Genomic DNA, 26,433 nt, shown 5'->3' on the forward strand with positions numbered 1-26,433 from the left:
ACCGCATGACGAGCTCTGCTTCCGCACGCCCGCCGCTGCCGCACGACCTCGACCTGACAGGTCGCGCGGCTCTCGTCACGGGGTGCGGATCTGCTCAGGGCATCGGATTCGCCACGGCTCGTGCGCTCGCCGAGCGCGGAGCCCGCGTCGTCATGACCGCCACGACCTCACGCATCGACGATCGCGTGGCCGAGTTGGCCGAGCTGGGGTTCGACGCTCACGGTGTCGTCGCGCGACTGGAGACCGAGCAGGCCGCCGGTGCAGCCGTCGCGGCCGCCGTCGACGCGGTGGGCGCGCTGAGCATCCTCGTCAACAACGCGGGCATGATCGCCACGGGTGAAGAGTTCCCCCGCGGCGACATCGAGATGAGCATCGGCGAGTGGCGCAGCGCGGTCGACGTCAACCTCACGAGCGTGTTCCTCGTGACACGGGCCGCGATCGCGGGCATGCGGTCGCAGGGCTGGGGCCGCGTCGTGAACGTGGCATCGACGACGGGCGCGGTGCAGGCCGCGCGCGACGACCTCGGCTACGCCACCGCGAAGGCCGGCGTGCTCGGCTTCACTCGCGGGCTCGCGGTCGACGAGGCCCGCCGCGGCATCACCGTCAACGCCGTGGCCCCCGGCTGGATCGCCACCGCCTCGCAGCTCGAGCAGGAGGCCGAGGAGGGCGAGCTCGTACCCCTCGGCCGCAGCGGCCGACCCGACGAGGTCGCGAGCGCGATCGCCTGGCTCGCCTCGCCCGGAGCGTCGTACGTCACCGGCCAGCTCATCGTCGTCGACGGCGGTAACGGCATCGCGGAGGAGCGCCGCCCGGGCCTCTGGGCGTGACTCGACCGCTCTAGGCTGAGCGGATGCGCCTCGTCATTGCCCGCTGCTCCGTCGACTACGCTGGCCGGCTCAGTGCGCACCTGCCGCTCGCGACGCGGTTGCTCATCCACAAGAGCGACGGCAGCCTGCTCGTGCACGCTGACGCGCTCAGCTACAAGCCGCTCAACTGGATGAGCCCGCCGTGCACCCTCGTCATCGACGAGCCCGACGACGACCAGCGCGAGGCCGGGGTGCTCGAGCTCTGGCGCGTGACGCACGCGAAGACCGCCGACCTGTTGGTGGTCAGTATCCACGAGGTGCTCCACGACTCGGCGCACGAGCTAGGCGTCGACCCCGGCCTGCAGAAAGACGGTGTCGAGGCTCACCTGCAGAAGCTGCTGGCCGAGCACATCGAGCTGCTGGGCGAGGGGTTCTCGCTCGTGCGCCGCGAGTACATGACGGCCATCGGCCCGGTCGACATTCTGGCGCGCGACGCGCGCGGAGCATCCGTCGCCGTCGAGATCAAGCGCCGGGGCGGCATCGACGGCGTCGAGCAGTTGACGCGCTACCTCGAGCTCATGAACCGCGACCCGCTGCTCGCGCCGGTCGCCGGAGTGTTCGCGGCGCAAGAGATCACGCCGCAAGCGCGCACGCTCGCCGAAGACCGCGGCATACGCTGTCTGCTGCTCGACTATGACACGATGCGCGGCCTCGACGACGGAGTACCCCGACTCTTCTGAACCGGTCGCGCCCGGCCTCGACCGCGATCGTCCCCCTGTTCTGGGGGACGCGACCCGCTGCGGAATAAGCGAACCTGTTTCTCTGACCGGAGAGCAGCCCGATGCTCGGAAGATCTGGTCTGTCACTGGGAGCCCGAACCCCTCATGCATCGTCTGTACCCGAGCTTTGTGCAGCGCGCCGCCGCTGCCACCGCCGTCATTGCCGTGAGCGCTCTCGTCGTGGCGGTCGCGCCCGTGCCAGAGTCACGCGCCGCTCAGTTGCCGAGCACGTGCGCGAACGTCTCGATTGAGAACGGGTCGTTCGAGAACCCGGCCACTCCGGCGAACACCTCGCGACAGGTCAACGAATCGACCATGCCGGGGTGGTCGACCACCGCGACCGACGACAGGATCGAGATCTGGCACGCGCCCTTCCAGGGAGTGCCGGTACCCGAGGGCGTGCAGTTCGTCGAGATCAACGCGACCCAGCGGTCGAAGCTCTACCAAGATGTCGCCACGACGCCCGGAGAGACGATCCGCTGGCAGCTTCAGCACCGCGGACGCACCGGCATCGACACCATGGAGGTGCGGATGGGCGCCCCCGAGGCTGCTCTCGCCCTGCAGTCGACCCTCGCGACCGGGCAGACCTGGCGCACCTACTCGGGCCTCTACACGGTTCCCGCCGGCCAGACCATCACGCGCATCTCGTTCGACTCGATCAGCAGCGCGAACGGCAATGCCTCGTACGGCAACTTCGTCGACGCCGTCTCGGTCACCTCCGGGGCGTGCGTCGTCACGAGCAAGAGCGTCACGAACCTCACGGGTGGCGACACCGTCCGTCTCGGAGACACCCTTCAGTACTCCGTCACAGCCACGAACCAGGGTGCGAGCGACGCGTCGCTGACCTCGGTGATCGACAGCCTGCCGGTGGGTGTCTCGCTCATTCCCGGGTCGATCTCCGTCACCGACGGCGCCGCGACGACGACAGTTACCGACGACCTCGCCGACGATGCTGGCGAGTTCGATGTCGACTCGCGCGAGCTTCGTGTGCGGGTGGGTAGTGGCGCGTCGAGCTCAGTGGGCGGAACACTCGCGGCAGGAGCATCCGTCACCGTCTCGTTTAGCGTGACCGTTGACTCGATCGCCGCGCTCCCCTCCGTCGACAACACGGCCACGGTCGCCTTCACCGATGCGCTGTCGGCTCAGGCGCGGGTGTCGACCTCCAACACGACGACAACCGCCATCACGCCGGATGCTCCCTCCGTGTCGATCGTCACCTCAGGCACGGTGGCGCCGGCAGAGAACCACCACGCCGCCGCCCTCGGCGACACCATCGTGTGGAGCTATGTCGTCGAGAACACCGGAGACGTGCCTCTCAGTGATGTCACGGTCGTCGACCCGGAAGGCGGCACGATCACGTGCGTTCCGTCGACGCTGGCCGTGGGCGAGAGCGCGAACTGCACCGGAACGTCCACCCACGTGGTGGCCTCCGGTGACCTTGTCGTGGGTTCGGTCTCGAACGGAGCGACGGCTCGCGCCACCCCTCCCTTCGGCGCGGCGCCCGTCGAGTCTGCCGAGTCGGTGGCGACCGTCACCACCGAGGCCCTTGCACCGGCGATCTCCGTGACGGTCTCGCACGACAACGAGAGCACCACCGACGCCGATGGCTCGATCTACGCCGGAGACCTGCTGCGCGCTCGATTCGTCGTGACGAACGTGGGTAACGCAGCACTCACCAGCATCGTGGTCACTGACCCGGTGTTCGGCACGGTGACCTGCGTCGACGACTCGCTCGAGGTGGGCGAGTCGACCACCTGCGTCGCCGACGAACTGTACGTCGTGACCGATGACGATGCCGAGACCGGAATCATGTGGAGGACCATCTCAGTCGCCGGCGACGCGGTCACCGGGATCGCTGCCCTGTCGGTCTCTGATGAGCAGCTCGTGAGCATCGAGGTCTTGACCGAGCTGCCGACGTTCGACCTGCCCGACACTGGCGAACCTGACCCAGCATCCCCTGAGGCTGAGCTCTCGGGACTCGCGGCCACCGGCGCAGAGACCGAGGTGCCGCTCCTGTTCGCGCTCGCGCTCATCGGCGCTGGGCTCATCGCAGTCGGCGCTGCTCGTCTGACGGCGGCCAGTCGGCGTCACGCGACCACCCCCTGACCTCCGAGAGCGTCGCTCTGTAGACGACGAGTGCCCCGGCTCGATCGAGCCGGGGCACTGCCGTTCGTCTGCTCTGTCAGACGGTGCGGCGGGATGCCCGCCGCAACAGCCCCGCGCCGAGCAGCAATGCGGCGCCGAGGGCGAGCGTCGTGGTGCCGATTCCCACGGCGAGCGCGGTCGGCGCACTGCCGGTCTCGGCGAGCTCGGGGGCACCGAACGGCGTGCTGCTCACGCGCACCACCATGCATTCCGCGTCGATCTCGACGTACTGCGAGGCCGAAACCGATGCATTGTCAGACTGACCGATAAGGCGCAGTTCGTGCTCTCCGGTGATGCATGCATCTTCAGGGATGACCACGTCTTCTGAGAAGGCGCCGTCGAGGTCGGTGACACCGCTCAGTAGCTCGAGCGGGTCGGAGTACATCGTCAACGTGTAGTCAGATTCTTCGTCGAGTCCCGCTCCACTGACGAGTGCAGAGCTACCGGCATAAAGGTCACCAGCACCGAACTCCAGTGCAAGTTCAATGTCAGGAGCCGTGACGACATAGTCGCCCTGCGTGGTCGTACCCGTGCCGGCACCATTGGTCGCCGCGACGACGCAGTCATATTGCTGCTCGCCGATGAAGCCCGACACAGAGATCGGTGAGGTCGGCGAGGTCGCGGTCAGCACGTCCGTCGAGTCGGCGGTGTTGGTACACGTGACGCGCCAGCTGTTCACGACGACGTCTTCGGCGTAGGCACTGAAGACAGCGGTGCCGCCACCGTCGAGCCACGCGTGCTCGTCGATGTACGGCTCGGGGATGGACTCAACGCGGAACAGCGTCTCGGCCACGCTCTGGCGGCCAGCCGCGTCGGCGATCGTCGTCTTGAACGCCCAGAAGGTGCCGGTGAGGTAGATGTCGGTGTACACGTCGCCCCCGGTGCAGTGTTCCGCGCCGATCTCGAGGGCGGCGCCGACGAAGGTCGAGCAGGGCAAAGTCTGTGAGCCGTAGTACGGCCCGTCGGCGCTCTCCACGACCGTCCAGGTGGTCGCGCCGGGGGCGGCGTACGAGACCATCGTCGTGGTTCCGTCGAGGGCGAGCGGTGCGTAGATGATGGGCGAGGTGAGGCGCGGGGCAACGGCGTAGGTCGATCCGGTCTTGCTGAAACGCACCCACTGCGAGAAGTCACTGGTGGCGCTGTTCTCGATGTCGCCGACGCGGCAGCACCCCTCGGCATACAGCTCGTAGAGGCCGTCGGGAAGACCCGCAAGGCTGCCGCTCATGGTCTCGACGACCTGCGCGAAGAGCGGCTCGTCTGTCTCGATCACGCTCGTGATCGACAGCGTGACTCCCGTGCCCGCGCCCGCGCCCGGAATGTCTGAGTAGGAGCTGATGGCCTTGACCTCGGTCTCGCCGACCCACTCACCCGTGTAGTCGCCGAGGTCGTCGTCGTACTCTTCTTCAGCAACGAAGGTTCCATGACTGTTCGTCGCCCAGGCGCTCGTCAACTCCCACGTGGCAACATCGCCCGTGACAGACAGGTCGGGTCCACTGGCACGAAAGTGGCTGGCGCTCGCGGCGCCGGCGCCGACGGCGATGGCGAGAATCGCGAGTGCTGCGGTCGCGCTAGCCAGGCGCGCACCATGGCGGGTGGGTGACATGTCGAAGATTCCTCTCGAGATACAGCGGATCGCCGAACTTTGTCACGTCTGAGGCCCTTTCGCATCGCGCGCTCCTGCGCCGTATTCGTATTGCGTCAGTGGCAGTCGGGCTACTCTCAAAACCTCATGTCTCCCTTTCCTTACACCGCGATCTTGCTCGACCTCGACGGCACGGTCACCGACTCGGCACCCGGCATCACCGACACGCTCGCCTACACGTTCGGCGAGCTGGGTCTGCCGATTCCCGACCAGGCCGAGCTGCTGCGCTACGTCGGCCCGCCGATTCTCGACTCGTTCCGCGATCGCGCGGGCATGAACCTGGCCGAGCGCGAGCGCGCCCTCGAGGTCTACCGCGAGCGGTATCTCGACCGAGGGGCATATGACGCAACCCTCTACCCGGGCATGGGGCTGCTCGTGGCCGACATCGCCGAGGCGGGCATTCCGCTCAGCCTCGCGACCTCGAAGCCCGAGTTGCCCGCGACCCTCATGCTCGAGCATTTCACGATCGCCCACCACTTCGATCTGATCACGGGTGCCTCGGCCGACGAGGTGCGGAGTGCGAAGGCCGATGTCGTCGCCGAGGCGCTCGTTCGATTGCGGGCGATGGATGCTGATCTCTCGCGCCCCATCATGATCGGCGACCGCGTGCACGACGTCGAGGGTGCTGCCGCTCACGGTATTCCGACGATCGCCGTGTCGTGGGGCTACGGCGAGCCCGCGGAATGGGAGCACGCCCGAGCCGTCGCCCACGACGTCGACGAGCTGCGCACGCTGCTCGGGCTGTAGAGCCTGTCAGCGCGCGAGGCGCTCGACCACTGCGCCGAAGACGCGCGGCAGCGCGGCTGCCGCGGGCACGATGAGCCCCCGCGCGGGCGAGGTCGCAGCGGCGAGCAGCCCGGCGGTCAGCACGCGGAAGTCGCGCGTCGACCGCGCCCATGCCCGCTCGTAGCCCGCGAGTGACCCGGCGGCGAGACAGTCGGCGAGAACCTCGGACTGGGCGAGCCCGACGCGCAGACCTTCGCCGGTGAGAGCATCCACATAGCCCGAGGCATCGCCGACGAGCGCGACCCGGCCCGCCGTGCGCGCGCGCGTGCGTTGCCGCAGCGCGCCGGCTCCGCGCAGCGCGCTCGCCTCGTCGGCACCCTCGAGCCGTTCCTTGAGTTCACGAGTCTGCGCGATCGCCATCTCAAGGTCGAGCGGGCGAGGCGCGAGCACTGCGACACCGACCGTGCGCTCGTCGACGGGCGTGATGTAGAGCTCGGCGTCGGGCAGATAGGTCACTTCGACCAGATCGCTCCACGGCGCGACGGCGAAGTGCTGCCGCAGACCGTAGCGTCGTGCGCCGCGCGTCGACTCGCGCGCCGGCCGGTCGAGCGCGGCGACCTCGCGCACGGTCGAGTGCAGCCCATCGGCGCCGATGAGCCAGCGCGCCCGCAGGCCGTTGGCGGTCACGTCGATGTCGCTCTGCGTGATGCGATCGACCCGCTCGTGCCGCGTCTCGATGCCCACCTCGGCCGCGCGCGCTCGCAGTGCATCGTGCAGCACCGTGCGACGCACGCCTCGCCCGGCCGCCGAGCGGTAGCGGTGCGTGACCGAGCGGCGGGCATCCTGATAGCGGATGCCCCGCAACGGGTGCCCGGCCGGGTCGACGCCAAGTCTGCCGAGCGCCGCGAGCGCCCCCGGCATGAGGCCTTCGCCGCAGGCCTTGTCGATCGTGCCCTCACGCGGTTCGAGCACGATCGCGGTGAGTCCTCGCGCATGCAGCTCGAGCGCCGTCGCGAGGCCGATGGGCCCGCCGCCGCCGATGAGCACATCGGCGTCGAGACGGCGCCCACCGGTGGAGGAGGCCGTCATGTCGTGCGCAGCGCCGCCAGTGCGCGGTTCTCGGTCGGAATGCGGAAGGCGAGCAACAGCACGGCGTTGAGCACCGTGAAGACGATCGCGGTGATCCACGCCGAGTGCACGAGCGGCAGGGCGATGCCCTCGATCGCGACGATCCAGTAGTTCGGGTGGCGCAGCCAGGCGAATCGGTACGGCCCGCGGGTGACGCGAGCCGCCCCCGGCACGACGATGACGCGCGTGTTCCACTGTCGGCCGAGCGACGCGATCACCCAGTAGCGGCCGGCCTGGCAGAGCAGCGCGATGACGAGCATCGGCCAGCCGAGCGCGCCGATGAACGGGCGGTCGAGCAGCATGACCTCGGCGATGCAGGCGAGCAAGAGCCCGGTGTGCAGTACGACCATGAACGGAAAGTGCCCCTTGCCGTACTCGACACCACCTTGCGCGAAGGCGTGGGCCGCGTTTCGCTTCGAGATGACGAGCTCGATGAGGCGCTCGACGCCCGTCGCGAGCACCAAGGCGATGTAGAGAACAACACTCATGACCACTCCAAGAGGACGATTTCGGCGGTGACGCCCGGGCCGAGCGCGAAGAGCACACCGCGCGTTCCGGCCGGGCGCCCGCCCCCTTCGGCGAGCACGTGCAGCACCGCGGCCGACGACATGTTGCCGGCGCGCGCGAGCACGGCCCAGCTCGTCGCGAGTGCGGCGGGAGCGAGATCGAGCGCGGCGCTAAACGACTCGAGCACGCGCGGGCCGCCCGGGTGGGCGATCCAGTCGTCGACGTCGGCGCGACTCCAACCGGCCTCGGCGAGCAGCTCGTCGACCGCGGCCGCGAAGTGGCCGTCAATGAGCGCAGGCACGCCTGCGGCGAGCATGAGTCTGAAGCCGCTCTCGCCGATGCGCCAGCCGATCATCTCGGCGCTCTCGGGGTAGAGCGCGCTGCGGCTGCCGACCACGTGGGCGCGCGGCTCGGCGGCGGCGAGTGCCGCGGGGTGGGCATCCCCCACCATGACGACCGCGGCGGCGCCGTCGCCGAAGATGCCGGTGCCGACGACGTTCGCCATCGACGGGTCGTCCCATTGCAGCGTCAGCGAGCACAACTCGACCGAGACGAGCAGGGCGACGCCGGCAGGGTTGCCCGCCAGATAATCGGCGACTCGCGCGAGCCCCGCCGCCCCCGCCACGCAGCCGAGGCCGAAGCTCGGCACCCGCCGCAGATCTGGCCGAAAGCCCATGCTCGTAGCCAGCTGCGCATCGAGCGACGGTGCGCCAAGCCCCGTCACGGTCGTAAAGAAAAGGTGGTCGACGTCGGCGACCGTGAGCCCGGCCTCGGCGAGCGCCGCCGTCACCGCGCGCTCGGCGAGCGGCAGAGCGAGCTCGGCGAACAGAGAGTTCGTCGCTGTGAAGCCCTCGAGGCCTCGATACTCGGCGAGCGGCAGTGCCAAGTGACGCGTGTCGATGCCGCTCGCGGCATGAATGCGGTGCATGACCGCTCGGGCGGCGGGGTCGTCGGTCATGCCCTGCGCCAGCTCGTCGGTGATCTGACGTTGCGTGGTGGCGTGCTCGGGCAGCACCGGCGCCACCGCGAGAATCTGAGCCATGGCGGAATGATGGCACAGCACCCTGCACCGATTCGCAGGGTTGACACGGGCCGTGCGCGAGTAGGGTCGACGCGTCGGATCATTCGTCGCCGACCGTGCGCAGGAGGAACCACCGTGGCTGTCACCATCGCCGAACTCGAACCCGCTCTGAGCTCATTGCGCGAGGGTGCCGAGCGCTGGGTGCGCATGACGATCGCCGAGCGCCGTCTGCTGCTGCGCGAGGTGCGGGCCGCGACCCTCGCGGCAGCACCCGCGTGGGTCGACGCGGCGTGCGCCATCAAGGGCATCGACCTCCGCTCGCCCGCCGCAGGAGAAGAATGGTCGAGCGGTCCATATTCGGTCATCACCGCGACGAGCGCCATCGAGAAGACGCTCCGGATGCTCGACCGTGGCCTATCTCCCATCGACCATGTCGAGCTCAGCACGGCGCCCGGAGGCCGCACGACATTGCGGGTCTTCCCGTATCTGCCGAAAGATCTCGTGCTGCAGGGGTATGAGGCGCACCTGTGGCTGCGGCCCGGCGTCTCGCTCGACCAGGCGCGACGCGGTGTCGCTCGAGCGCTGCGCGACCCGAACCGCGAGCCGCGTGTCACGCTCGTGCTCGGCGCCGGCAACCTCACTGGCATTCCCGCCCTTGACGTGCTGACCGCGCTCTACCAAGAGGCTTCGGCCGTCGTCGTCAAGCTCAACCCCGTGCAGGCCGGCTTCGCTGCGGCGCTGAAGCAGGCTTACGCCCCCTTCATTGAGCTCGGGGTGCTGCTCGTCGTCGAAGGCGACCACGAGCTGGGCGGCGCGCTCATCGCGCACGAGGCGGTCGACACCGTGCACATCACAGGCAGCCGCCACACCCACGACGCGATCGTGTGGGGCGCCGACGATCAGGCCGAGGCGCGCAAGGCGGCCGGCACCCCACTGCTCACCAAGCCGATCTCGAGCGAGCTCGGCGGCGTCGGCCCGGCGATCGTCGTGCCCGAAGACGGGTGGACGACCGAGAACGTCGACGACGTCGCTCGCGACATCGTCACCCAGCGGCTGCACAACAGCGGCTTCAACTGCGTCGCGACGCAGATCGTCGTGATTCCCGAAGCGTGGCAGCGGGCTGACGAATTCGTCGACGCGCTGCGTCGCCGTCTCGCCGCAGCACCCGTGCGCCCCGCCTACTACCCTGGCGCCTCAAGCCGCCAGCTCGCCGCCGTCACGATGCACCCCGACGCCTCGGTGCTCGGCGGCGACCCCAACGTGCCCCGCACGCTCATCGACCACCTCGACCCTGAGAAGCGCGACGAGCACCTCTTCACGGTGGAGGCGTTCGGGCCCGTGCTCGGCGTCGTGCGGCTCTCCGGATCTCGCGAACCTGCGGCGTACCTCGCCCACGCGGTCGCGTTCGCGAACAATCGGCTCGACGGCACGCTCAGTGCGGGCATCCACATTCATCCCCGCACGCGCGAGACGCTCGGCGCCCACTTCGACGCCGCCGTCGCCGAGCTGCGCTACGGCACGATCGGCGTCAACGCCTGGACAGGCACGATCTTCGGCATGCCAGGCGGCAGCTGGGGCGCGTACCCCGGGCACACGCTCGACAACGTCGGCAGCGGTATCGGAGTCGTGCACAACGCGCTGCTACTCGACCCCGAGCACGTCGAGCGCACGGTCGGCACGGGCGCCTGGAAGCCCTCGCCGACCCCGCTCTGGTACGTCGACAACCAGACCTCGCACATCACCGCGCGCCGTCTGACGCGCTTCGCGGGCATCGACTCGTGGGCCATCGCCGCCCCGATCGGAGCTGCCGCGATCGACAGCTACCGGAAGGGCTGAGGGTGAGCGAGACGTCGCACGTCGATGTGATCGTCGTGGGCTCGGGCTTCGGCGGCTCGGTCGCCGCCCTGCGGCTCGTCGAGAAGGGCTACTCGGTAGCTGTGCTCGAGGCCGGTCGTCGCTTCGCCGACGATGAGTTCGCGACGACCTCGTGGAGTCTGAGCAAGTTCTTCTGGGCGCCCGCCCTCGGGCTGCTCGGCATCCAGCGCATCCACCTGCTCGACGACGTCATGATCCTCGCCGGGGCAGGGGTCGGCGGCGGCTCGCTTGTCTACGCCAACACCCTCTACCGACCGGCCTCCGACGCGTTCTTCACCGATCGCCAGTGGGCGCACATCACCGACTGGAAGGCCGAGCTCGACGCTTACTACGACCAGGCGTCGCGCATGCTCGGCGTCACGCAGAACCCGAGCGTCAGCCCCGCCGACGAGATTCTGCAGAAGGTCGCCGCCGACCTCGGAGTCTCTGACACCTTCCACCTGACCCCGGTCGGCGTGTACTTCGGCGAGGGCGCGGGCGTCGAGGCGCCCGACCCCTACTTCGGCGGCGCCGGCCCCGCACGCCGCGGCTGCCTCGAGTGCGGCGAGTGCATGACGGGGTGCCGCCACAACGCCAAGAACACGCTCGTCAAGAACTATCTGCACCTTGCCGAGAGCGCTGGCGCGCAGGTCTTCCCCCTGACGACGGTCACGCGCCTCGAGCCCCTCCCCCCTGCCAGATCTGGGCCACAAGGGCGTAGTGCTGACGAGGTTCCGCCGATTCGAGGCGAATCTGGGGATGCTCGCGCACGGTACCGCGTTACCACGCGCACCACGGGCAAGGGCCGACGCACCGAGCGCACGCTCACCGCCGACCAGGTCGTCATCGCCGCGGGCGCGTGGGGCACCCAGCAGCTGCTGCACCGCATGAAGGCCGAGGGGCACCTGCCGGGCATCTCTGGGCGGCTGGGCGAGCTGACCCGCACGAACTCCGAGGCCCTCGGCGGAGCATCCACCGCCCTGCGTCACTCGCGCGGCGTCGACCTGACTCGCGGCGTGGCGATCACCTCGTCGATCCACCCCGACGACCACACGCACGTCGAGCCGTGCCGGTACGGCCACGGGTCGAACGCCCTCGCCCTGCTCGCCACGGTCGCCGTGCCGGGCGGCGGGCGCACCCCGCGCTGGCTGCGGTGGATCGGCCAGCTGCTGCGCCACCCCGGCCGCGTCTTCTCGATGATCTTCGGCATCGGCAGCTGGTCGCGCCGCTCGATCGTCGGCCTCGTCATGCAGAACCGCGACAACTCGATCACCGTGCGCGCGGGCCGCGGACCTTTGGGCGGTTTCCGCTTGCGGTCGAGCCAGGGTCACGGCGAGCCGAACCCCACCTACATTCCGCAGGCCAACGAGACCTACGAGCTCATGGCGAAGCACATGAACGGATTCGCCCAGTCGGGCATCAGCGAGGTCTTCGACGTGCCGATGACGGCGCACTTTCTCGGCGGCTGCCCCATCGGCGATTCGGCCGAGACCGGAGTGGTCGACGCCTACCACCGCGTGTTCGGGCACGACGGGCTGCACGTCGTCGACGGGGCGGCGATCTCGGCCAACCTCGGCGTCAACCCCTCGCTCACGATCACCGCGCAGGCGGAACGCGCCTTTGCTCTCTGGCCGAATCGCGGCGACACGGATGCCCGCCCTGCGCTCGGCGCGACCTACGTGCCCGTGCCGCCGGTGACCCCGCAGTCGCCCGTGGTGCCGGTCGGCGCGGTGGGCGAGCTGCGCCTGCCCGTATCGCTAGGCCTGCCCACCGTGCGGGCTACTGCCCCTGGGGCCTGAAGCCGCGCAGTCGCAAAGAGTTCGTCACCACGAACACGCTCGAGAACGCCATCGCGAGCCCGGCGAGCAGCGGGTTGAGCAGCCCCATCATTGCGATCGGGATCGCGGCGACGTTGTAGCCGAAGGCCCAGAACAGGTTGCCGATGATCGTGCGCAGCGTGCGCCGCGCGAGCCGGATGGCGTCGACGACGACGAGCAGGTCGCCGCTCACCACAGTGAGGTCGGAGGCCGCCATCGCCGCGTCGGTGCCTCCGCCCATGGCGATGCCCAAGTCGGCGGCGGCAAGCGCCGCCGCGTCGTTGACACCGTCGCCGACCATCGCCACGACGTGACCGTCGGCCTGCAGCTGCCGAATGACGTCGAGCTTGCCCGCCGGAGTCACCCCTGCACGCACGTCGTCGATGTCGAGAGCCGAACCCACGGTGCGCGCCGCACCGGCGTTGTCGCCGGTCAGCAGCACGGGCTCGAGGCCGAGGGCGCGCAACCGTTCGATCGCGAGTGCCGAGGTCGGCTTGAGCGTGTCGGCGAGCACGATGACTCCCGCCACGGCCCCGTCGATCGCGACGACGATCGGCGTCGCGCCCGCGTCTTCGTGCGTCACGATGAGCGCGGCGTCGACCTCGATCGCCCAGGCCTCGTGCAGCCATGACGCGCGGCCGATCGCGAGGGCATGCCCCTCGACCACGGCGGTGACACCCGCGCCAGCGTGCGACTCGAAGCTCTCGGCAGCGGGCGCATCGACGCCGACACTGCGCGCGTGGTCGACGACCGCCCGGGCGAGCGGATGCTCCGACCCGTCTTCGGCCGAGGCGGCCAGTGCGAGCATCCGGTCACTATCGACACCCGGCACCGCGATGACCGAGGTGACGGCCATCTGCCCCGTCGTGACGGTACCGGTCTTGTCGAGAACGATCGTGTCGATGCGGCGCGTGCGCTCGAGCACCTGCGGGCCGCGGATGAGGATGCCGAGCTGCGAGCCGCGCCCCGTGCCGACAAGCAGCGCGGTCGGGGTCGCGAGCCCGAGGGCGCACGGGCAGGCGATGATGAGCGTCGCGACCGCGGCGGTGAAGCCGATCTCGACCGAGTTGCCGAGCAGAATCCACCCGAGCAAGGTGAGCAGCGCGAGCACGAAGACGATGGGCACGAACACGCCAGACACCCGGTCGGCGAGGCGCTGCACGTCGGCCTTGCCGGTCTGCGCCTCTTCGACGAGGCGGCCCATGCGCGCGAGCTCGGTGTCGGCGCCGATGCGCGAGGCTTCGACAACGAGTCGGCCGCCCACGTTGATGGTGCCGCCGACGACGCGGCTGTCGGGCTCGACGTCGACCGGCAGCGATTCACCCGTCAGCAGCGAGTTGTCGACCGATGACGTGCCTTCGATGACGACGCCGTCGGTGGCGATGGTCTCGCCCGGGCGCACGACGAAGCGGTCGTTGAGCTGCAGCTGGCCGACCGGCACGCGCACTTCGACGCCGTCGCGCAGCACCGCAGCGTCACGGGCGGCGAGGTCGAGAAGGGCGTCGAGGGCTTCGCGCGACGAGCGCTTGGCGCGCGCCTCGAGGTAGCGCCCCAGCAGGATGAAGACGGTCACGGCCGCGGCGACCTCGAGGTAGATCTCGTGCGCGCCCTCCTCGGGCCGCCCGAGCAGCTGCAGCGTCATGGTCATGCCCGGCATGCCGGCCTCGCCGAAGAACAGGGCGTAGAGGCTCCACAGGTAGGCGGCGGTCACGCCCACCGAGATGAGGGTGTCCATGCTCGCGATGAAGCGGCGGGCGTTGTGCAGCGCCACCTTGTGGAACGGCCATGCCCCCCACACCGCGACCGGCGAGGCCAGGGTCAGCGCGAGCCACTGCCAGTTCGTGAACTGCAGCGCCGGAATCATCGAGAGCAGCAGCACCGGCACCGTCAGCACGGCAGAGATGATCAGCCGCTGCCGCAAAGGCGCGAGCTCGTCGACCGGCGCCGACACGGGGGCGGTGGATGCTGCGCTCACCTCGCGCGGAACGACCACCGTCGCCCCGTACCCGGCCTTCGCGACGGCCGCGATCAGTGCATCGGCGTCGAGCTCGGCACCGTCGGCCGCGCGCACCGACGCCTTCTCGGTCGCATAGTTGACCGTGGCTTCGACGCCCGGCACCTTGTTGAGTCCGCGCTCGATGCGGTTCGCGCACGACGCGCAGGTCATGCCCGTCAGCTCGAGCTGCAGGTCGAGCGATGGTGCGGGGTGGGTGGTCATGCCTTCAGTGTACGCATACCCCTCTGGGGTATCAATCTCTCCGAATCGTGGGTGAAGGGCGCTCCCGAGGTTTACCCTGTGAAGGATCTTCTTTCTTTCCACCCCGATCCCCTGAGGTTTCTCATGCGCCGCAGTGCCCGCATCACGATCATCGCCGCCCTCGCGAGCGTCACCGCACTTGTCGCGGCGCCCGCCTTCGCGAATGGCGCGGGCCAGACCGTCGACATGCCGCCGTGGAACTGGTACATCGCCGCCGGCGGTGGCGAGTGGAGTGTCGACGAGACCTCATACGACGACGGCATCACCAGGGGCGGCGACGCCTGGGACGGCTCGGGCGCCGTCTTCTACGACCCCGATGAGTTTGACGTGGCGAGCACGTCCGAGGGCATCGAGCCGGCGATTCCTGCGGGGTACTTCCCCTTCGAGTGCGTGTCGTCGACCCTGACCGTGTCGGGTGATGACGAGGTCGTCAGCTGCGACCAGACCCTCACGACGCCGTGGGGCCTCTCGATCACGTCTGATGTGCGTGTGCTCGCACCGGGCGATCTCGCCCGCATGACGTTCTTCATCACCAACACCACGGCAGCCCCCATCGTGCTGAGCTACGAGTACTACTGGAACTACGGCGAGAGCACCGGTCACGTGCGCAGCAGCGAGCCGACCATCGTGCAAGACACGGCTGCCGACGAGGGACTCCTCGGAGCATCAGACGTGTGGTCGTACAACATCGGCGACGAGACCCTGAACGCGGGCGTCGCCTGGGGCATTGACGGCCTGCCGCTGTTCGGAACCAGGGTGGGTCACAGCGGGTACGACCAGGCGGGCGTGCTGCTCGACCCCGCGGCCGGGGCGACGATCGCCGCAGGCGAGACGGTGGCGATCGCGTTCTTCCACAAGGTGCAAGAGCCCGAGCTCGAACTGCAGCAGCCGCTGCCCAACTCGGCTCCTGCTGATGCCGAGACGTCAAACGAGGCGGCAGACGACCTGGCTCCGATGCCGGTCCCCGCCCCCGCCTCGAGCCACGAAGCCGAGACTCCGGCCTCGTTCATGGCCGAGTTTGCGAGCTTTAATGGTCGCCTCACGCGCGGCATTCCCACCGAGGTCACCGTCGGCAACTGGCAGCCCGCCGCTGCGCCCGATGCCGAGCTCGCCGATACCGGCGCGGGCATCGATGAGCAGCTTCTGATGGGCGGAATCGCCGCTGCGCTGCTCGGCACCGGTGCCGCGCTCATCGCGATCCGCCGCTTCACGGTTCGCCCGGCGCGCCGCTAGCCACGACCAACGCAGAAGGGGCGGAGCCGTCAGGCTCCGCCCCTTCTCTCCGTACTGGGCTCAGGCCAGCTGGTAGCCGGCTTCTTCGACTGCCGCGCGCACAGCATCCGCATCGATCGGGCCGGCCGACGTCACGGTGACGCGCGAGGCACCGCCCTTCTTGAGCACGACCTCGACCGACTCGACGCCGTCGATGGCGCCGACCTCTTCGGTCACGCTCGAGACGCAGTGGCCGCAGGTCATTCCCGTGACGAGAAACTCGGTGCCGGCGGTCGCGGCAGGCACGGCAACGCTCTCGGTCGTGCTCTCGGCGCCGTTGCTGCAGGCGCACGACCCTCCGCCGCAGCACCCGCCGCCCATGAGGTTGGCTTCGCCCGCGGCTTCAACGCTCGCGCCGGTCAGCAGGTCAGTTCGTGTGGTCTCCATGCGCCACATGGTAGCAAACCCCCCGGGGGTACTGCTTGACGACCGCGCGCGCATCACCAGCATTCCCCCACCCGCTGTGCGGCGGGCCTCCAGCCTCGGTGCTTAGCGTCGGCACCGTCGGGCCGCTCCGCTCCGACGATCGCCCCCTCACGCTGGAGCCGTCGATGCCCCCTGTGACGCCCGACGAGGTCGTCGACCTCGCGATTCTCGGTGCCGGATGCGCGGGGCTCTCGCTCGCGGCCCGTCTCGCGAGCGGCGACGGCGACCTGCGGGTCACGCTGATCGACCCGCGCACCGAGTTCGCCGACGACCGCAGCTGGAGCTTCTGGCACCACGACCACCACCCGCTGCGCGACATTGTCGCCCACCAATGGAGCGGTTGGACATACGCGGCACTTGACGGCGAACCGATCACGCATCGCGTGCCGGACATGAGCTACCAGTACATCCGCGGTGTCGACTTCTACCGCTGGGCCCTTGCCGAGATCGCCGGCGATGAGAGCATCGAGCTGCGGCTCGGCGTCGCGGCTCGCGACCTGTCGTCGATCACGCTCACCGACGGCTCGCAGGGCGTGCGCGTCACGACCGACGGCGGCGACGTGCTCGCCCGCCGCGTAGTCGACACCCGGCCGCGACGGTCGCCCGCGCTGCTGTACCAGTGCTTCAGCGGGGTGGAGGTGGAGCACGGCGGCGCGCTCACCACCGAGCCCGACGCTGTGGGACTGATGACCCGCATGCGCAGCGGCGCCGACGGCTTGGGCTTTGTCTACGTGCTACCACTGTCACCGACGCGCGCACTCGTCGAGTGGACGCGCTTCAGCCCCGTGCCGCTCGCTCAGCAGGTGGTGGTCGCGGAGCGCGACGCCGAGCTCGGGGCCCTGGATCTCGCGGAGGCGACGGTCGTGCGCGAGGAGGGCGGCATTCTGCCGATGGGACGCATGCCCGCAGACGACACCTCGATCCCGGGCGTCGTGCTGGCGGGCAACGCCGGCGGCGCGCTTCGGGATGCCTCGGGGTACGCCTTCCTGCGCATCCAGCAGTGGGCGCGTCGGTGCTCCGATGCGCTCGCGCGGGGAGAAGACCCTGCGCCGCACCCGCCCGAGCCGTGGGTGCGGCGGCAGATGGACCGCATCTTCTTGCAGGCTGTGCGCGCGCATCCGGAGCGCACCGCCGACTACTTCATGGCGATGTCGCGCGGGGTTGCCCCTCGGCGCCTGCTGCGGTTCCTCACCGATCGTGCAACCGTCGGCGACCTCGCCGGCATCATTGTGAGTCTGCCCCTGCTGCCGTTCCTCGCGCAGCTGCCCGACAAGCGCGCACGACTGGTCGCGGCGGCGAGCGCCGCACGCGCCGACCGCGTGTCGCGATGACGTCGATCGAACCCACCGCGGTCACGACGACGCCCGCGCTCTCGACGCCAGCCGCGCGGCCGAGGCACACGACGGCTTCCGTCGTCGTGCCGCTCGAGACCCGCCTCTTCTTGTCGCTCGCCCTGCTGACCGCCCTCGCCTTCCTGCTCGCGACTCCCGAGCCGCCGCTCGTCGCACAGATCGCCGCGATCGCGATCCTCGCCGCCGTGCTCGGCATGCCGCACGGCGCCCTCGACCCGCTCATCGCGCGGCGCCTCGGCTACTGGCGCACGCCGCTGACCTTCGCGGTCTTCAACCTCGTCTATACCGGCGTCGCGGCCGCGGTCGTCGCCCTCTGGCTCATCGCATCCGTGCCGAGCCTCGTCGCCTTCCTGCTCATCTCGGCCGCCCACTTCGGCAGCGATTGGAACCGCGAGCGCCCCCTCACCCTGCGCTTCATCACGGGCGCGGCCCTGCTCAGCCTCCCTTCACTTCGCGACGTGGATGCCGTGGCCGACCTCTACGCGACCCTCGCCGGCGAGAGCGCTCGCGTCGTCGCCCAGACCCAGGCCGCGATCGGCCCCGTGCTCCTCGTCGCCCTGGCGGCGGCCGCGGTCGTCGCCGCCCGCCGAGCACCCCACGAGGGGATCGAGTTGCTCGCGGCCGCCGCCCTCGCCCTGCTCGCCCCGCCGCTCATGTTCTTCATCGTCTACTTCTGCGCGCTGCACAGTGCGCGGCACTTGCGCGAGGGCTTCCGCGAAGAGCACGGTCACGGCCGCCGCCTGACGGTGCTCATCGTCGCGACCTACACGCTCGCCCCCCTGCTGCTGGCGGGAGCGTTCCTGTGGGCGACGGCCGGCACGGCCTCCCTCGATGACCAGCTGCTGCGCGTCGTCTTTATCGGCCTCGCGGCCCTGACGGTGCCCCACATGGCACTCGTCACCCTCGGCGATCGCGCCCTGCGCGCGGGCTCAGACCAGCGGGTGGTCGTGCACGACTGAGCTCAACGTCACACCGTTGAGGTCGAGATAGAGCTGCCGCTCGGTCACCGACACCGTGATCGTGTTGCGTCGCTCGAGCACGGCGACCGCGGCGTCGATGAAGCCGGGGTCGAAGCTGTGCAGCACGATGCGATCTGATTCGTGAATCTTCTTGCCCGCCCAGAGCGCGAGCACCTTCGCAGGGTCGCGGTGCGTATAAATCACCGTGCGGTCGGCCTTCTTGCTGCCGAAATGCAAGCGCTCAGCATCCGGAGCCCCCACCTCGACCCAGGCCGTGAGGCGACCCGTGCGGTCGCGCACGATCACGGCGGGCTCATCGGTCGACGAGACGCCCTCGCTGAACGCGATGCCCTCCTCGAACTCGAGGCAGTACGCGAGAAGCCGAGTGACCATGTACGTGTCGGTCTCGGAGGGGTGGCGGGCCACACGCAACGAAAGGTCGTCGTAGACGCCGCGATCGATATCGGCAAGAGAGCCCGTGAACGTGTAGACCACTGCGCCGGCTGCCATGAGGCCCGAGCCTACGCCGAAGCGGGTCGAACCTCGCACCAGAAGAAACCCTGGTGCGCGAGGGGGGACTTGAACCCCCACGTCCTTACGGACACTGGCACCTGAAGCCAGCGCGTCTGCCATTCCGCCACTCGCGCGCGACGGGCCTTCAGGCTCGTCAACTCAGCGAGATTAGCACAGCGCACCCGGGCGGCTGTGCGGCACCAGCAAGGCCAGCCGACTACCATCAGAAGGTCATCGGCCGAGGGAGGACGCAGGTGGGGCTTCTCGACAGCTTCGAGCGCGGCCTTGAGCGCGCCGTCGGCGGTGCGTTCGCGAAAACGTTCAAGAGCGGTGTGCAGCCGCTCGAGATTGCTGCTGCGCTGCGCCGCGAGCTCGACACGAAGGCGGCCGTCGTCTCGCGCGACCGCATTCTCGTGCCGAACGAGCTGCACGTGCGACTCGCTCCGCCCGATCACGCGCGCATGACCGACCTCGGCGAGTCGCTCATCGACGAGCTCACGCTGCTGCTGCAGAATCACGGCACCGCGCAGGGCTACACCTTTCCGGGCGGCATCAGCATCTCGTTCGAGAGCGACGGCTCGGTCGCCGAAGGCGTCGTGGCCGTCAGTTCGCAGACCGTCAAAGGCCAGGTCGTGTGGAGCCCCGTGCTCGACATCGGCGGCACACGTCACCCGCTCACCCGCTCACGCACGGTGATCGGCCGGGGCAGCGAGGCCGACATCACGCTCGATGACTCGGGCACGAGCCGCAAGCACGTCGAGATTCTGTGGGACGGCGAGCGCGCCCAGGTAACCGACCTCGGCAGCACCAACGGAACCCTGCTCAACGGTGAGCCGATCACGCGGGCCGTCTTGCCGCCCGATAGCGTGGTCGAGATCGGGCGCACGCGCATCCTGTTCCGAGTGCTCGCCCAGCGCGGCGAAGTGGCCGACCCCCGAAACCGACCACGAGGAGGCGGCCGATGAGCGAGCTCACCCTGCTGCTGCTGCGCATCGGGTTTCTCATCCTCATGTGGGCGTTCGTCTTCGCGATCGTCTACGCCTTGCGCTCCGATCTGTTCGGCACGCGCGTGAGACGGATGCCCGCAGCGGCCTCCCCCGCGGCTACCGCCGCCCCCGCATCTGCCGCTCCTGCTGCCGCCCCTCGTGCCACGAGCTCGCCGCCCGCCGCCGACGGCCCTCCGGCCCGCCGGCTCGTCATCACCTCGGGCGCGAAAGAAGGCCTCGAGCTCGCCCTCGACGACGACCAGCTCACGATCGGCCGTTCGGCCGACTCGGGTCTCGTCATTCGCGATGACTACACCTCGACGCACCACGCGCGCCTCATGCTGTGGGACGACGTCTGGATGCTGCAAGACCTCGACTCGACCAACGGCAGCTTCGTCAAGGGCAAGAAGGTCGGTGCCCCGACCCCCGTGCCCCCCAACACTCCCGTCAGCATCGGCACGACGACGTTCGAGCTGCGACGGTAGCCCATGACGTCGCTCTCGGCCGCCGGCTCGCACGTCGGCAAAGTCCGGTCGAACAACCAAGACTCTGGCTATGCCGGCACCCACCTGTTTGTCGTCGCCGACGGCATGGGCGGGCACGCGGGCGGCGATGTCGCGAGCGCGATCGCGATCCAGTCGATCGCCCACGTCGACCGCCCGTTCGACTCGGTCGATGAGGCCGAGCGCGTTCTGCGATCCGCGCTGCTCGAGGCCAACGGCGAGCTCGCCGAGGCGGTCTTCCAGCATCCCGAACTCACCGGCATGGGCACGACCGTGAGCGGCGTTGTGCGCGTCGGTGACCGCCTCGCTCTCGCCCACATCGGCGACAGCCGCATCTACCGCTGGCGCGACGGCGAGTTCACCCAGATCACGAAAGACCACACCTTCGTGCAGCGTCTCGTCGACAGCGGACGCATCACGGCAGAAGAGGCCGCGGTGCACCCTCGGCGTTCGGTGCTCATGCGCGTGCTCGGCGACGTCGACCTCAACCCCGAGATCGACACCGAGATCGTTGAGACGCAATCGGGCGATCGATGGCTGCTGTGCTCTGACGGCCTCAGCGGCTTCGTCTCTGACGAGCGCGTTGCCGAGCTGCTCGTCGAGCACTCCGACGCGAGCGCGGCGGTCGAGGCTCTCATCGACGAAAGCCTCGACGAGGGCGCGCCCGACAATGTCACCGTCGTGATCGTCGACATCGACGAGACCCCGACGAGCTCGGCGCCGCAGCCCGTCATGGTCGGGGCCGCCGCCCAGCCGCTCACCTACGCGGCCAAGTCGCCCAAGCGCAGCGTGCGGCTTCCGGCCCTGCTGCTGCACCCGCTCAAGGCCGCGACGATTCCCGAAGACGAGCACTTCGAGCCCGAATCTGAAGAGTTCTTGCGCGAGCTCATCGCCGAAGACGCTCGACGCAAGGTTCGCCGCCGCATCACCTGGTCGATCGGCCTCGTGCTCGTCGCCGCTCTCGTCATCGGCGCCCTCGTCGCCGGATACCAGTGGACGCAGTCGCGCTTCTTCGTCGGCGTCTCCGACGGTCAGGTCGCAGTCTTCCAGGGCGTTCAGCAGGGCATCGGGCCGTTCCCCCTCTCGAGCGTCTACCTCGAGAGCGGCATCGATGTCGACGAGCTCTCGCCCTTCACGCGTCAACGGGTCGAGGCGACCATCAACGCCGACGATCTGCCCGACGCCCTCTCGATCATCGAACGGCTGCGCGATGAGCTCGACTGATGCCGCCGGCCCCGCGGTCGACGTCGCTGCACCGCGCGTGACGGTCACGGAAGCCATCACCATCAAGCTGCGCACCCCGGCCAAGCTGCGCAACCTCGAGCTGCTGCTGCTGCTCGTCGCTATCGGCATCACGGGAGCGGCTGTCGCTCTCGTGCAACTCGGCGCGATCGGCGAGCTCGATCTCACGATCATCGGCTACGGCGCCGGTCTCGGGATGCTCGCTCTCGGCATGCACGTCGTGCTGCGCATCACGGCCCCCGACGCCGACCCGTTCATCTTGCCGATCATCGTGACACTCAACGGCCTCGGTGTCGCCATGATCTACCGGCTCGACCTGGCCGAGGGCTACGTGGGCTGGGAGATGGCCGGCGTGCGGCAGATGGTCTGGACGGCGATCGCGATGGTCATCGCTCTTGCCGTGCTGCTCATCGTGCGCAACCACCGCATGCTCGCGCGCTACCGCTATGTGGCCATGCTCGCCGGCATCGCGCTGCTACTGCTGCCGATGCTTCCGGGTATCGGGCAGACCATCAACGGTGCCCGTCTCTGGATTCAGGTCGGGCCGTTCTCGTTCCAGCCGGGCGAGATCGGCAAGATCGCTCTGGCCGTGTTCTTCGCGGGCTATCTCATGACCGCTCGTGAGTCGCTCTCGATGGTCGGGCGCACCGTGCTCGGTATTCGTCTGCCGCGCGGCCGCGATCTCGGGCCCATTCTCGTCGTGTGGGTGGCCGCGATGGCGGTGCTCGTCTTCCAGCGCGACCTCGGCACCTCGCTGCTCTACTTCGGGCTCTTCCTCGTCATGATCTACGTCGCCACCGGCCGACTCAGTTGGGTGCTGCTCGGGCTCACGCTCTTCTTGGGCGGCGCGCTCATCGCCGCGCAGACCCTCGGCTACGTCAATGGTCGTTTCGCCGCATGGCTCGGTGCGTTCGAGCAAGAGAATTACGACGCGATCGGCGGCAGCTTCCAGCTCGTGCAGGGCATGTTTGGGCTCGCCGACGGCGGCCTCATTGGCACCGGGCTCGGGCAAGGCCGCCCCGACATCGTGCCACTCGCCGAGAGCGACTTTATTGTCGCGAGCCTCGGCGAAGAACTCGGTCTCGTCGGGCTCTTCGCGATCCTCGGCCTCTACCTGCTCTTCGTCGCCCGAGGGTTCCGTATCGGGTTCAACGGCACCGACGACTTCGGGCGACTGCTCGCGGTCGGGCTCGCCTTCGTCGTCGCGCTGCAGGTCTTCATCGTCATCGGCGGTGTGACGCGGGTGATTCCGCTCACGGGCCTCACGACTCCCTTCTTGGCGGCAGGCGGCTCGGCGCTCGTCGCCAACTGGATCATCGCCGCGCTGCTGCTGCGGCTCAGCGACACAGTGCGGCACCAGCCCCGACTGGTGGTGACCGACGATGAATAAAGAGCTTCGGCGCATCAGCATCGTGACGCTCGCGATGTTCCTCGCCCTGTTCGTCTCGACGAGCGTGATCCAGGTCTTCGCGGTCGACGAGCTGCGGGCCGACCCGCGCAATGTGCGAACGCTGTATGCGAGCTACTCGGCCGAACGCGGGCCCATTCTGGTCGACGGGCAGCCGATCGCCGAGTCGGTCGCCGTCGAGTCGGTGTTCGAGTTCTTGCGGGTCTACCCCGAGCCCGAGCTCTACGCTCCGGTCACCGGCTACTTCACTCTCAATCAGGGCAACACGGGCGTCGAGGGCGCCTTCAACGACTTTCTCACGGGCACCGCCAACGAGCAGTTTCTCGACCAGCTCGGCGCGCTCGTCACCGGCCAGCGCCCGCAGGGCGCCGCGGTGCAGGTGACCATTGACCCGGTGGTGCAGCAGGCGGCAGTGGACGCGATGGGTGACCTGAAGGGCGCCATCATCGCGATTGAGCCCGCCACCGGCCGCATTCTCGCCATGGTGTCGACGCCGAGCTTCGACCCGAACCGGCTGTCGTCCCACAGCACAAGCAGCGTGCTCGAGGCCTATGACCAGTTGCTGGCCGACCCGAACGATCCCCTCGTGAACCGCACGATCGCGGGCGACCTTTACTTTCCGGGCTCGACCTTCAAGCTGCTGGTCGCCGCGGCCGCGATCGACTCGGGTCAGTTCACCTCGACCGATGTCTTCGCCAACCCGCCCCAGCTGCAGCTTCCGTTGAGCACGCGGGTGATCACCAACTCGGGCGGCAGCACGTGCGGCGGCACCGAGACCGTCTCGATCGAGACGGCTCTGCGACTCAGCTGCAACATCCCCTTCGCCGAGCTCGGGCTCGCGCTCGGTCAAGAGACCATCGACGACTACGCGACGGCGTTCGGATTCGGCACGCAGTTCGAGGTGCCCATGACCGCCACGGCGTCGACCTACCCACAAGACATGGATGACGCGCAGCTCATGCTCTCGTCGTTCGGCCAGTTCGACACGCGGGTCACCCCGCTGCAGATGGCGCTCGTGAGCGCCGCGATCGCCAATGGGGGAAACCTGATGCAGCCCACTCTGCTCGACCGCATCATCGCGCCCGACCTCTCGATCGTGCAGCAGCCCGACCCGGTGCTCGTGAGCCAGCCCATCACGCGCACCACTGCGGAGACGATGACGCGAATGATGGTCGACGGAGTCTCGAACGGCGTCGCCTCTAATGCCAGAATAGAAGGCGTCGCCGTCGCGGGTAAGACGGGCACCGCCGAGAACGGCGGAGACCGCCCCTACACGCTGTGGTTCACCGGATTCGCTCCGGCCGAGAACCCTCAGGTGGCGATCGCGGTCGTCGTGGAAGACGGCGGAGGGCGCGGTCAAGACGGGTCAGGAAACCAGATCGCGGCACCGATCGCGAAGAGAGTGCTTGAGGCGGTGCTGAGCAGATGAGACCCACGAGCGGTGTGACCTTCGGCGGGCGCTACCAGTTGCTCTCGCGCGTCGCGATCGGCGGCATGGGCGAAGTCTGGCAGGCGACCGATCTCGTCATCGGGCGCACGGTCGCGATCAAGATCTTGAAAGAGGAGTACCTCGGCGACCCCGGGTTCCTCGAGCGCTTCCGCGCCGAGGCACGGCACGCCGCGCTCGTGAACCACGAGGGCATCGCCAACGTCTACGACTACGGCGAAGAAGAGGGCAGCGCCTTTCTCGTCATGGAGCTCGTGCCGGGCGAGGCGCTCTCGACGATTCTCGAGCGCGAGCGCGTGCTGCCCGCCGATCAGGTGCTCGATATTGTCGCGCAAACGGCCTCGGCTCTTCACGCCGCGCACCAGGCCGGTCTCGTACACCGCGACATCAAGCCGGGCAACCTGCTGATCACGCCCGACCGCAGGGTGAAGATCACCGACTTCGGCATCGCGCGCATCGCCGACCAGGTGCCCCTCACCGCGACCGGCCAGGTCATGGGAACGGTGCAGTACCTGTCGCCCGAGCAGGCGAGCGGGCATCCCGCATCGCCCTCGACAGACGTCTACTCGCTCGGCATCGTCGCCTACGAGGCCCTCGCCGGTCGCCGCCCGTTCACGGGCGAGTCGCAAGTCGCCATCGCCATGGCGCAGATCAACGAGCCACCGCCCGAGCTGCCGATCACAGTCGCCGAGCCCGTGCGCAACCTGGTGTTCGCGGCGATCGCCAAGAAGCCCGCCGGACGCCCCGCCTCGGCGCAGCTCTTCGCTCGCGCCGCCGAGGCCCTGCGCCGGGGCGACGTTGGCGCCGCTGCCGCGATCGTTCCTGCGGTCGCCTCGGGCGCCGATGCAACCGCGGCCACGCGGGTCATGCAGCCTGCGGCCAACGACGAGACGACGCGCGTTCTGCCGAGCATGGGCGAGACGCCGACGACGCCCACCGAGACGCAACGCAGCCCCTGGACCTGGCCGCTTGTCGCTCTCATCGGCATTCTCATCGTGCTGCTCGTCGGCGCACTCATCGCTGTGTTCGCGCAGCCGAGCCCGCCCGAACCGGAGCCGAGCGATACCCCGTCGGCCGAGCCGACGGAGACCGATACGCCCTCGCCGACGCCGACCATCGACACCGTGCTCATCGTCGAAGACGAGTGGCTCGGTCTCACCCGCGCGGCGATCGACGCGAAGATCGCCGACCTCGGGCTGCGGCTCGACCCCGTCGAAGGCAACATCGCACCGTCGACGGCGCAACAGGGGCTCTCGTACCAGATCAATCCGCGCAGCGGGGTCGTGCAGGCGAACGCCGTCATCACAGTGTTCTTCTACACCAACATTCCGACACCACCGCAACCCGCAAATCTGGCGATCGACCCCGGCTCGGGGCCGTACGTGGGCGGCAGTGAGGTCGTCTTGAACTGGCCGACCTACAACGAGTGCCCCGCGGGCTTCTCGCTCACCGGCTACAACTTCACGATCGTCGGCGGCACGCCTGCGCAGTCGAACCCGCTGCCGGCGTCCGCCACGAGTTTGACCGTGACGCTCGCGGCCAGCGGTCAACTGCGGGTGACTTACATCGCCCTGTGCGACTCGCTTCAGTCGCAGCGATCGAACGAGCTCGCCGTCACGATCGATCCAGCACCGTAGCCAACC

At 69.1% G+C, this 26,433-nt stretch carries 22 protein-coding genes and 1 tRNA gene; 15 read left to right on the forward strand and 8 right to left on the reverse strand.

Translation table 11 applies throughout. From position 1 onward, the window contains the following. Positions 1-5 precede the first annotated feature (5 nt). From KL788_RS08800 to KL788_RS08810, 3 genes are all read left to right on the forward strand, one after another. Positions 6-827 (forward strand): SDR family NAD(P)-dependent oxidoreductase, encoded by an 822-nt coding sequence (locus tag KL788_RS08800; protein ID WP_293170474.1) that lies wholly within the window; start codon positions 6-8, stop codon positions 825-827. 23 nt (positions 828-850) lie between these two features. After that, positions 851-1,546, forward strand: coding sequence for an endonuclease NucS (gene nucS / locus KL788_RS08805; protein ID WP_293170476.1), 696 nt, complete (start codon positions 851-853; stop codon positions 1,544-1,546). 144 nt (positions 1,547-1,690) lie between these two features. Continuing rightward, positions 1,691-3,691, forward strand: coding sequence for a DUF7507 domain-containing protein (locus tag KL788_RS08810; protein WP_293170478.1), 2,001 nt, complete (start codon positions 1,691-1,693; stop codon positions 3,689-3,691). Between the two features lie 76 nt (positions 3,692-3,767). Here the strand turns inward: KL788_RS08810 and KL788_RS08815 are convergent, their stop codons facing one another. After that, positions 3,768-5,333 carry a hypothetical protein gene (locus KL788_RS08815; RefSeq protein WP_293170480.1) on the reverse strand — a complete coding sequence of 522 codons (1,566 nt, stop codon included), beginning with the start codon at positions 5,331-5,333 and terminating at the stop codon, positions 3,768-3,770. Between the two features lie 126 nt (positions 5,334-5,459). Here KL788_RS08815 and KL788_RS08820 point away from each other — a divergent pair, with 126 nt between their 5' ends. Beyond that, on the forward strand, positions 5,460-6,119 hold the full coding sequence (locus tag KL788_RS08820) for an HAD hydrolase-like protein (protein ID WP_293170482.1): 660 nt from the start codon (positions 5,460-5,462) through the stop codon (positions 6,117-6,119). A 6-nt stretch (positions 6,120-6,125) separates the two neighbouring features. Here the strand turns inward: KL788_RS08820 and KL788_RS08825 are convergent, their stop codons facing one another. The 3 genes from KL788_RS08825 to KL788_RS08835 are packed head-to-tail and all read right to left on the reverse strand — an operon-like array spanning position 6,126 to position 8,775. Next, positions 6,126-7,187 (reverse strand): NAD(P)/FAD-dependent oxidoreductase, encoded by a 1,062-nt coding sequence (locus KL788_RS08825; protein ID WP_293170484.1) that lies wholly within the window; start codon positions 7,185-7,187, stop codon positions 6,126-6,128. Continuing rightward, entirely contained in the window at positions 7,184-7,714 is a 531-nt protein-coding gene (locus KL788_RS08830) for an isoprenylcysteine carboxyl methyltransferase family protein (RefSeq protein WP_293170486.1), read from the reverse strand. The genes KL788_RS08825 and KL788_RS08830 overlap by 4 nt, the downstream gene beginning before the upstream one ends. After that, complete coding sequence (locus KL788_RS08835) at positions 7,711-8,775, reverse strand: type III polyketide synthase (RefSeq protein WP_293170488.1); 1,065 nt, start codon at positions 8,773-8,775, stop codon at positions 7,711-7,713. The genes KL788_RS08830 and KL788_RS08835 overlap by 4 nt, the downstream gene beginning before the upstream one ends. Before the next feature lie 114 nt (positions 8,776-8,889). Here KL788_RS08835 and KL788_RS08840 point away from each other — a divergent pair, with 114 nt between their 5' ends. Both KL788_RS08840 and KL788_RS08845 read left to right on the forward strand, forming a co-directional pair. After that, positions 8,890-10,590, forward strand: a complete 1,701-nt coding sequence (locus KL788_RS08840) for an aldehyde dehydrogenase family protein (protein WP_293170490.1) — start codon at positions 8,890-8,892, stop codon at positions 10,588-10,590. 2 nt (positions 10,591-10,592) lie between these two features. Then, positions 10,593-12,407, forward strand: a complete 1,815-nt coding sequence (locus KL788_RS08845) for a GMC oxidoreductase (RefSeq protein ID WP_293170492.1) — start codon at positions 10,593-10,595, stop codon at positions 12,405-12,407. Here the strand turns inward: KL788_RS08845 and KL788_RS08850 are convergent. Further along, a complete protein-coding gene (locus tag KL788_RS08850; protein WP_293170494.1) occupies positions 12,388-14,643 on the reverse strand; it encodes a heavy metal translocating P-type ATPase in 2,256 nt (751 codons plus the stop codon). The genes KL788_RS08845 and KL788_RS08850 overlap by 20 nt on opposite strands. 78 nt (positions 14,644-14,721) lie before the next feature. On the opposite strand from KL788_RS08850, the gene KL788_RS08855 reads away from it, so the two are divergent. Beyond that, entirely contained in the window at positions 14,722-15,915 is a 1,194-nt protein-coding gene (locus tag KL788_RS08855) for a hypothetical protein (RefSeq protein WP_293170496.1), read from the forward strand. Between the two features lie 60 nt (positions 15,916-15,975). Here KL788_RS08855 and KL788_RS08860 read toward each other — a convergent pair whose 3' ends face one another. Beyond that, positions 15,976-16,341, reverse strand: a complete 366-nt coding sequence (locus tag KL788_RS08860) for a heavy-metal-associated domain-containing protein (protein WP_293170498.1) — start codon at positions 16,339-16,341, stop codon at positions 15,976-15,978. 164 nt (positions 16,342-16,505) lie between these two features. Here KL788_RS08860 and KL788_RS08865 point away from each other — a divergent pair, with 164 nt between their 5' ends. Together KL788_RS08865 and KL788_RS08870 are read left to right on the forward strand one after the other, a co-directional pair. Further along, positions 16,506-17,711, forward strand: coding sequence for a lycopene cyclase family protein (locus KL788_RS08865; protein ID WP_293170500.1), 1,206 nt, complete (start codon positions 16,506-16,508; stop codon positions 17,709-17,711). Continuing rightward, entirely contained in the window at positions 17,708-18,691 is a 984-nt protein-coding gene (locus tag KL788_RS08870; RefSeq protein ID WP_293170502.1) for a Brp/Blh family beta-carotene 15,15'-dioxygenase, read from the forward strand. Before KL788_RS08865 ends, KL788_RS08870 begins: the two co-directional genes overlap by 4 nt. Here KL788_RS08870 and KL788_RS08875 read toward each other — a convergent pair. Both KL788_RS08875 and KL788_RS08880 read right to left on the reverse strand, forming a co-directional pair. Beyond that, on the reverse strand, positions 18,662-19,201 hold the full coding sequence (locus KL788_RS08875) for a YaeQ family protein (RefSeq protein WP_293170504.1): 540 nt from the start codon (positions 19,199-19,201) through the stop codon (positions 18,662-18,664). The two genes, KL788_RS08870 and KL788_RS08875, sit on opposite strands and share 30 nt — an antisense overlap. Positions 19,202-19,252: 51 nt before the next feature. Beyond that, a tRNA-Leu gene (locus KL788_RS08880) sits at positions 19,253-19,338 on the reverse strand. A 120-nt stretch (positions 19,339-19,458) separates the two neighbouring features. Here KL788_RS08880 and KL788_RS08885 point away from each other — a divergent pair. Genes KL788_RS08885 through KL788_RS08910 form a run of 6 tightly spaced genes read left to right on the forward strand, consistent with a single transcriptional unit; the run spans position 19,459 to position 26,427 of the window. After that, positions 19,459-20,169: an FhaA domain-containing protein gene (locus KL788_RS08885; protein ID WP_293170506.1), complete on the forward strand. Its 711-nt coding sequence runs from the start codon at positions 19,459-19,461 to the stop codon at positions 20,167-20,169. Further along, positions 20,166-20,675, forward strand: a complete 510-nt coding sequence (locus KL788_RS08890; protein WP_293170508.1) for an FHA domain-containing protein FhaB/FipA — start codon at positions 20,166-20,168, stop codon at positions 20,673-20,675. The genes KL788_RS08885 and KL788_RS08890 overlap by 4 nt, the downstream gene beginning before the upstream one ends. 3 nt (positions 20,676-20,678) lie before the next feature. After that, positions 20,679-21,917: a Stp1/IreP family PP2C-type Ser/Thr phosphatase gene (locus KL788_RS08895; protein ID WP_293170510.1), complete on the forward strand. Its 1,239-nt coding sequence runs from the start codon at positions 20,679-20,681 to the stop codon at positions 21,915-21,917. Further along, positions 21,904-23,325, forward strand: a complete 1,422-nt coding sequence (locus KL788_RS08900; protein ID WP_293170512.1) for an FtsW/RodA/SpoVE family cell cycle protein — start codon at positions 21,904-21,906, stop codon at positions 23,323-23,325. The genes KL788_RS08895 and KL788_RS08900 overlap by 14 nt, the downstream gene beginning before the upstream one ends. Then, positions 23,318-24,772, forward strand: a complete 1,455-nt coding sequence (locus KL788_RS08905; protein ID WP_293170514.1) for a peptidoglycan D,D-transpeptidase FtsI family protein — start codon at positions 23,318-23,320, stop codon at positions 24,770-24,772. The genes KL788_RS08900 and KL788_RS08905 overlap by 8 nt, the downstream gene beginning before the upstream one ends. Further along, positions 24,769-26,427: a protein kinase domain-containing protein gene (locus tag KL788_RS08910; protein WP_293170516.1), complete on the forward strand. Its 1,659-nt coding sequence runs from the start codon at positions 24,769-24,771 to the stop codon at positions 26,425-26,427. Before KL788_RS08905 ends, KL788_RS08910 begins: the two co-directional genes overlap by 4 nt. The last annotated feature ends 6 nt before the right edge of the window (positions 26,428-26,433 follow it).

It is taken from the genome of Microcella sp., assembly GCF_019739195.1.
Classification (GTDB): domain Bacteria; phylum Actinomycetota; class Actinomycetes; order Actinomycetales; family Microbacteriaceae; genus Microcella.

Bases quoted from the DNA above. Each gene is read 5' to 3' on its own strand.
- KL788_RS08800 (WP_293170474.1), top strand. From the start codon at position 6: ATGACGAGCTCTGCTTCCGCACGCCCGCCGCTGCCGCACGACCTCGAC.
- nucS (WP_293170476.1), top strand. From the start codon at position 851: ATGCGCCTCGTCATTGCCCGCTGCTCCGTCGACTACGCTGGCCGGCTC.
- KL788_RS08810 (WP_293170478.1), top strand. From the start codon at position 1,691: ATGCATCGTCTGTACCCGAGCTTTGTGCAGCGCGCCGCCGCTGCCACC.
- KL788_RS08815 (WP_293170480.1), bottom strand. From the start codon at position 5,333: ATGTCACCCACCCGCCATGGTGCGCGCCTGGCTAGCGCGACCGCAGCA.
- KL788_RS08820 (WP_293170482.1), top strand. From the start codon at position 5,460: ATGTCTCCCTTTCCTTACACCGCGATCTTGCTCGACCTCGACGGCACG.
- KL788_RS08825 (WP_293170484.1), bottom strand. From the start codon at position 7,187: ATGACGGCCTCCTCCACCGGTGGGCGCCGTCTCGACGCCGATGTGCTC.
- KL788_RS08830 (WP_293170486.1), bottom strand. From the start codon at position 7,714: ATGAGTGTTGTTCTCTACATCGCCTTGGTGCTCGCGACGGGCGTCGAG.
- KL788_RS08835 (WP_293170488.1), bottom strand. From the start codon at position 8,775: ATGGCTCAGATTCTCGCGGTGGCGCCGGTGCTGCCCGAGCACGCCACC.
- KL788_RS08850 (WP_293170494.1), bottom strand. From the start codon at position 14,643: ATGACCACCCACCCCGCACCATCGCTCGACCTGCAGCTCGAGCTGACG.
- KL788_RS08860 (WP_293170498.1), bottom strand. From the start codon at position 16,341: ATGGAGACCACACGAACTGACCTGCTGACCGGCGCGAGCGTTGAAGCC.
- KL788_RS08865 (WP_293170500.1), top strand. From the start codon at position 16,506: ATGCCCCCTGTGACGCCCGACGAGGTCGTCGACCTCGCGATTCTCGGT.
- KL788_RS08870 (WP_293170502.1), top strand. From the start codon at position 17,708: ATGACGTCGATCGAACCCACCGCGGTCACGACGACGCCCGCGCTCTCG.
- KL788_RS08875 (WP_293170504.1), bottom strand. From the start codon at position 19,201: ATGGCAGCCGGCGCAGTGGTCTACACGTTCACGGGCTCTCTTGCCGAT.
- KL788_RS08890 (WP_293170508.1), top strand. From the start codon at position 20,166: ATGAGCGAGCTCACCCTGCTGCTGCTGCGCATCGGGTTTCTCATCCTC.
- KL788_RS08895 (WP_293170510.1), top strand. From the start codon at position 20,679: ATGACGTCGCTCTCGGCCGCCGGCTCGCACGTCGGCAAAGTCCGGTCG.
- KL788_RS08900 (WP_293170512.1), top strand. From the start codon at position 21,904: ATGAGCTCGACTGATGCCGCCGGCCCCGCGGTCGACGTCGCTGCACCG.
- KL788_RS08905 (WP_293170514.1), top strand. From the start codon at position 23,318: ATGAATAAAGAGCTTCGGCGCATCAGCATCGTGACGCTCGCGATGTTC.
- KL788_RS08910 (WP_293170516.1), top strand. From the start codon at position 24,769: ATGAGACCCACGAGCGGTGTGACCTTCGGCGGGCGCTACCAGTTGCTC.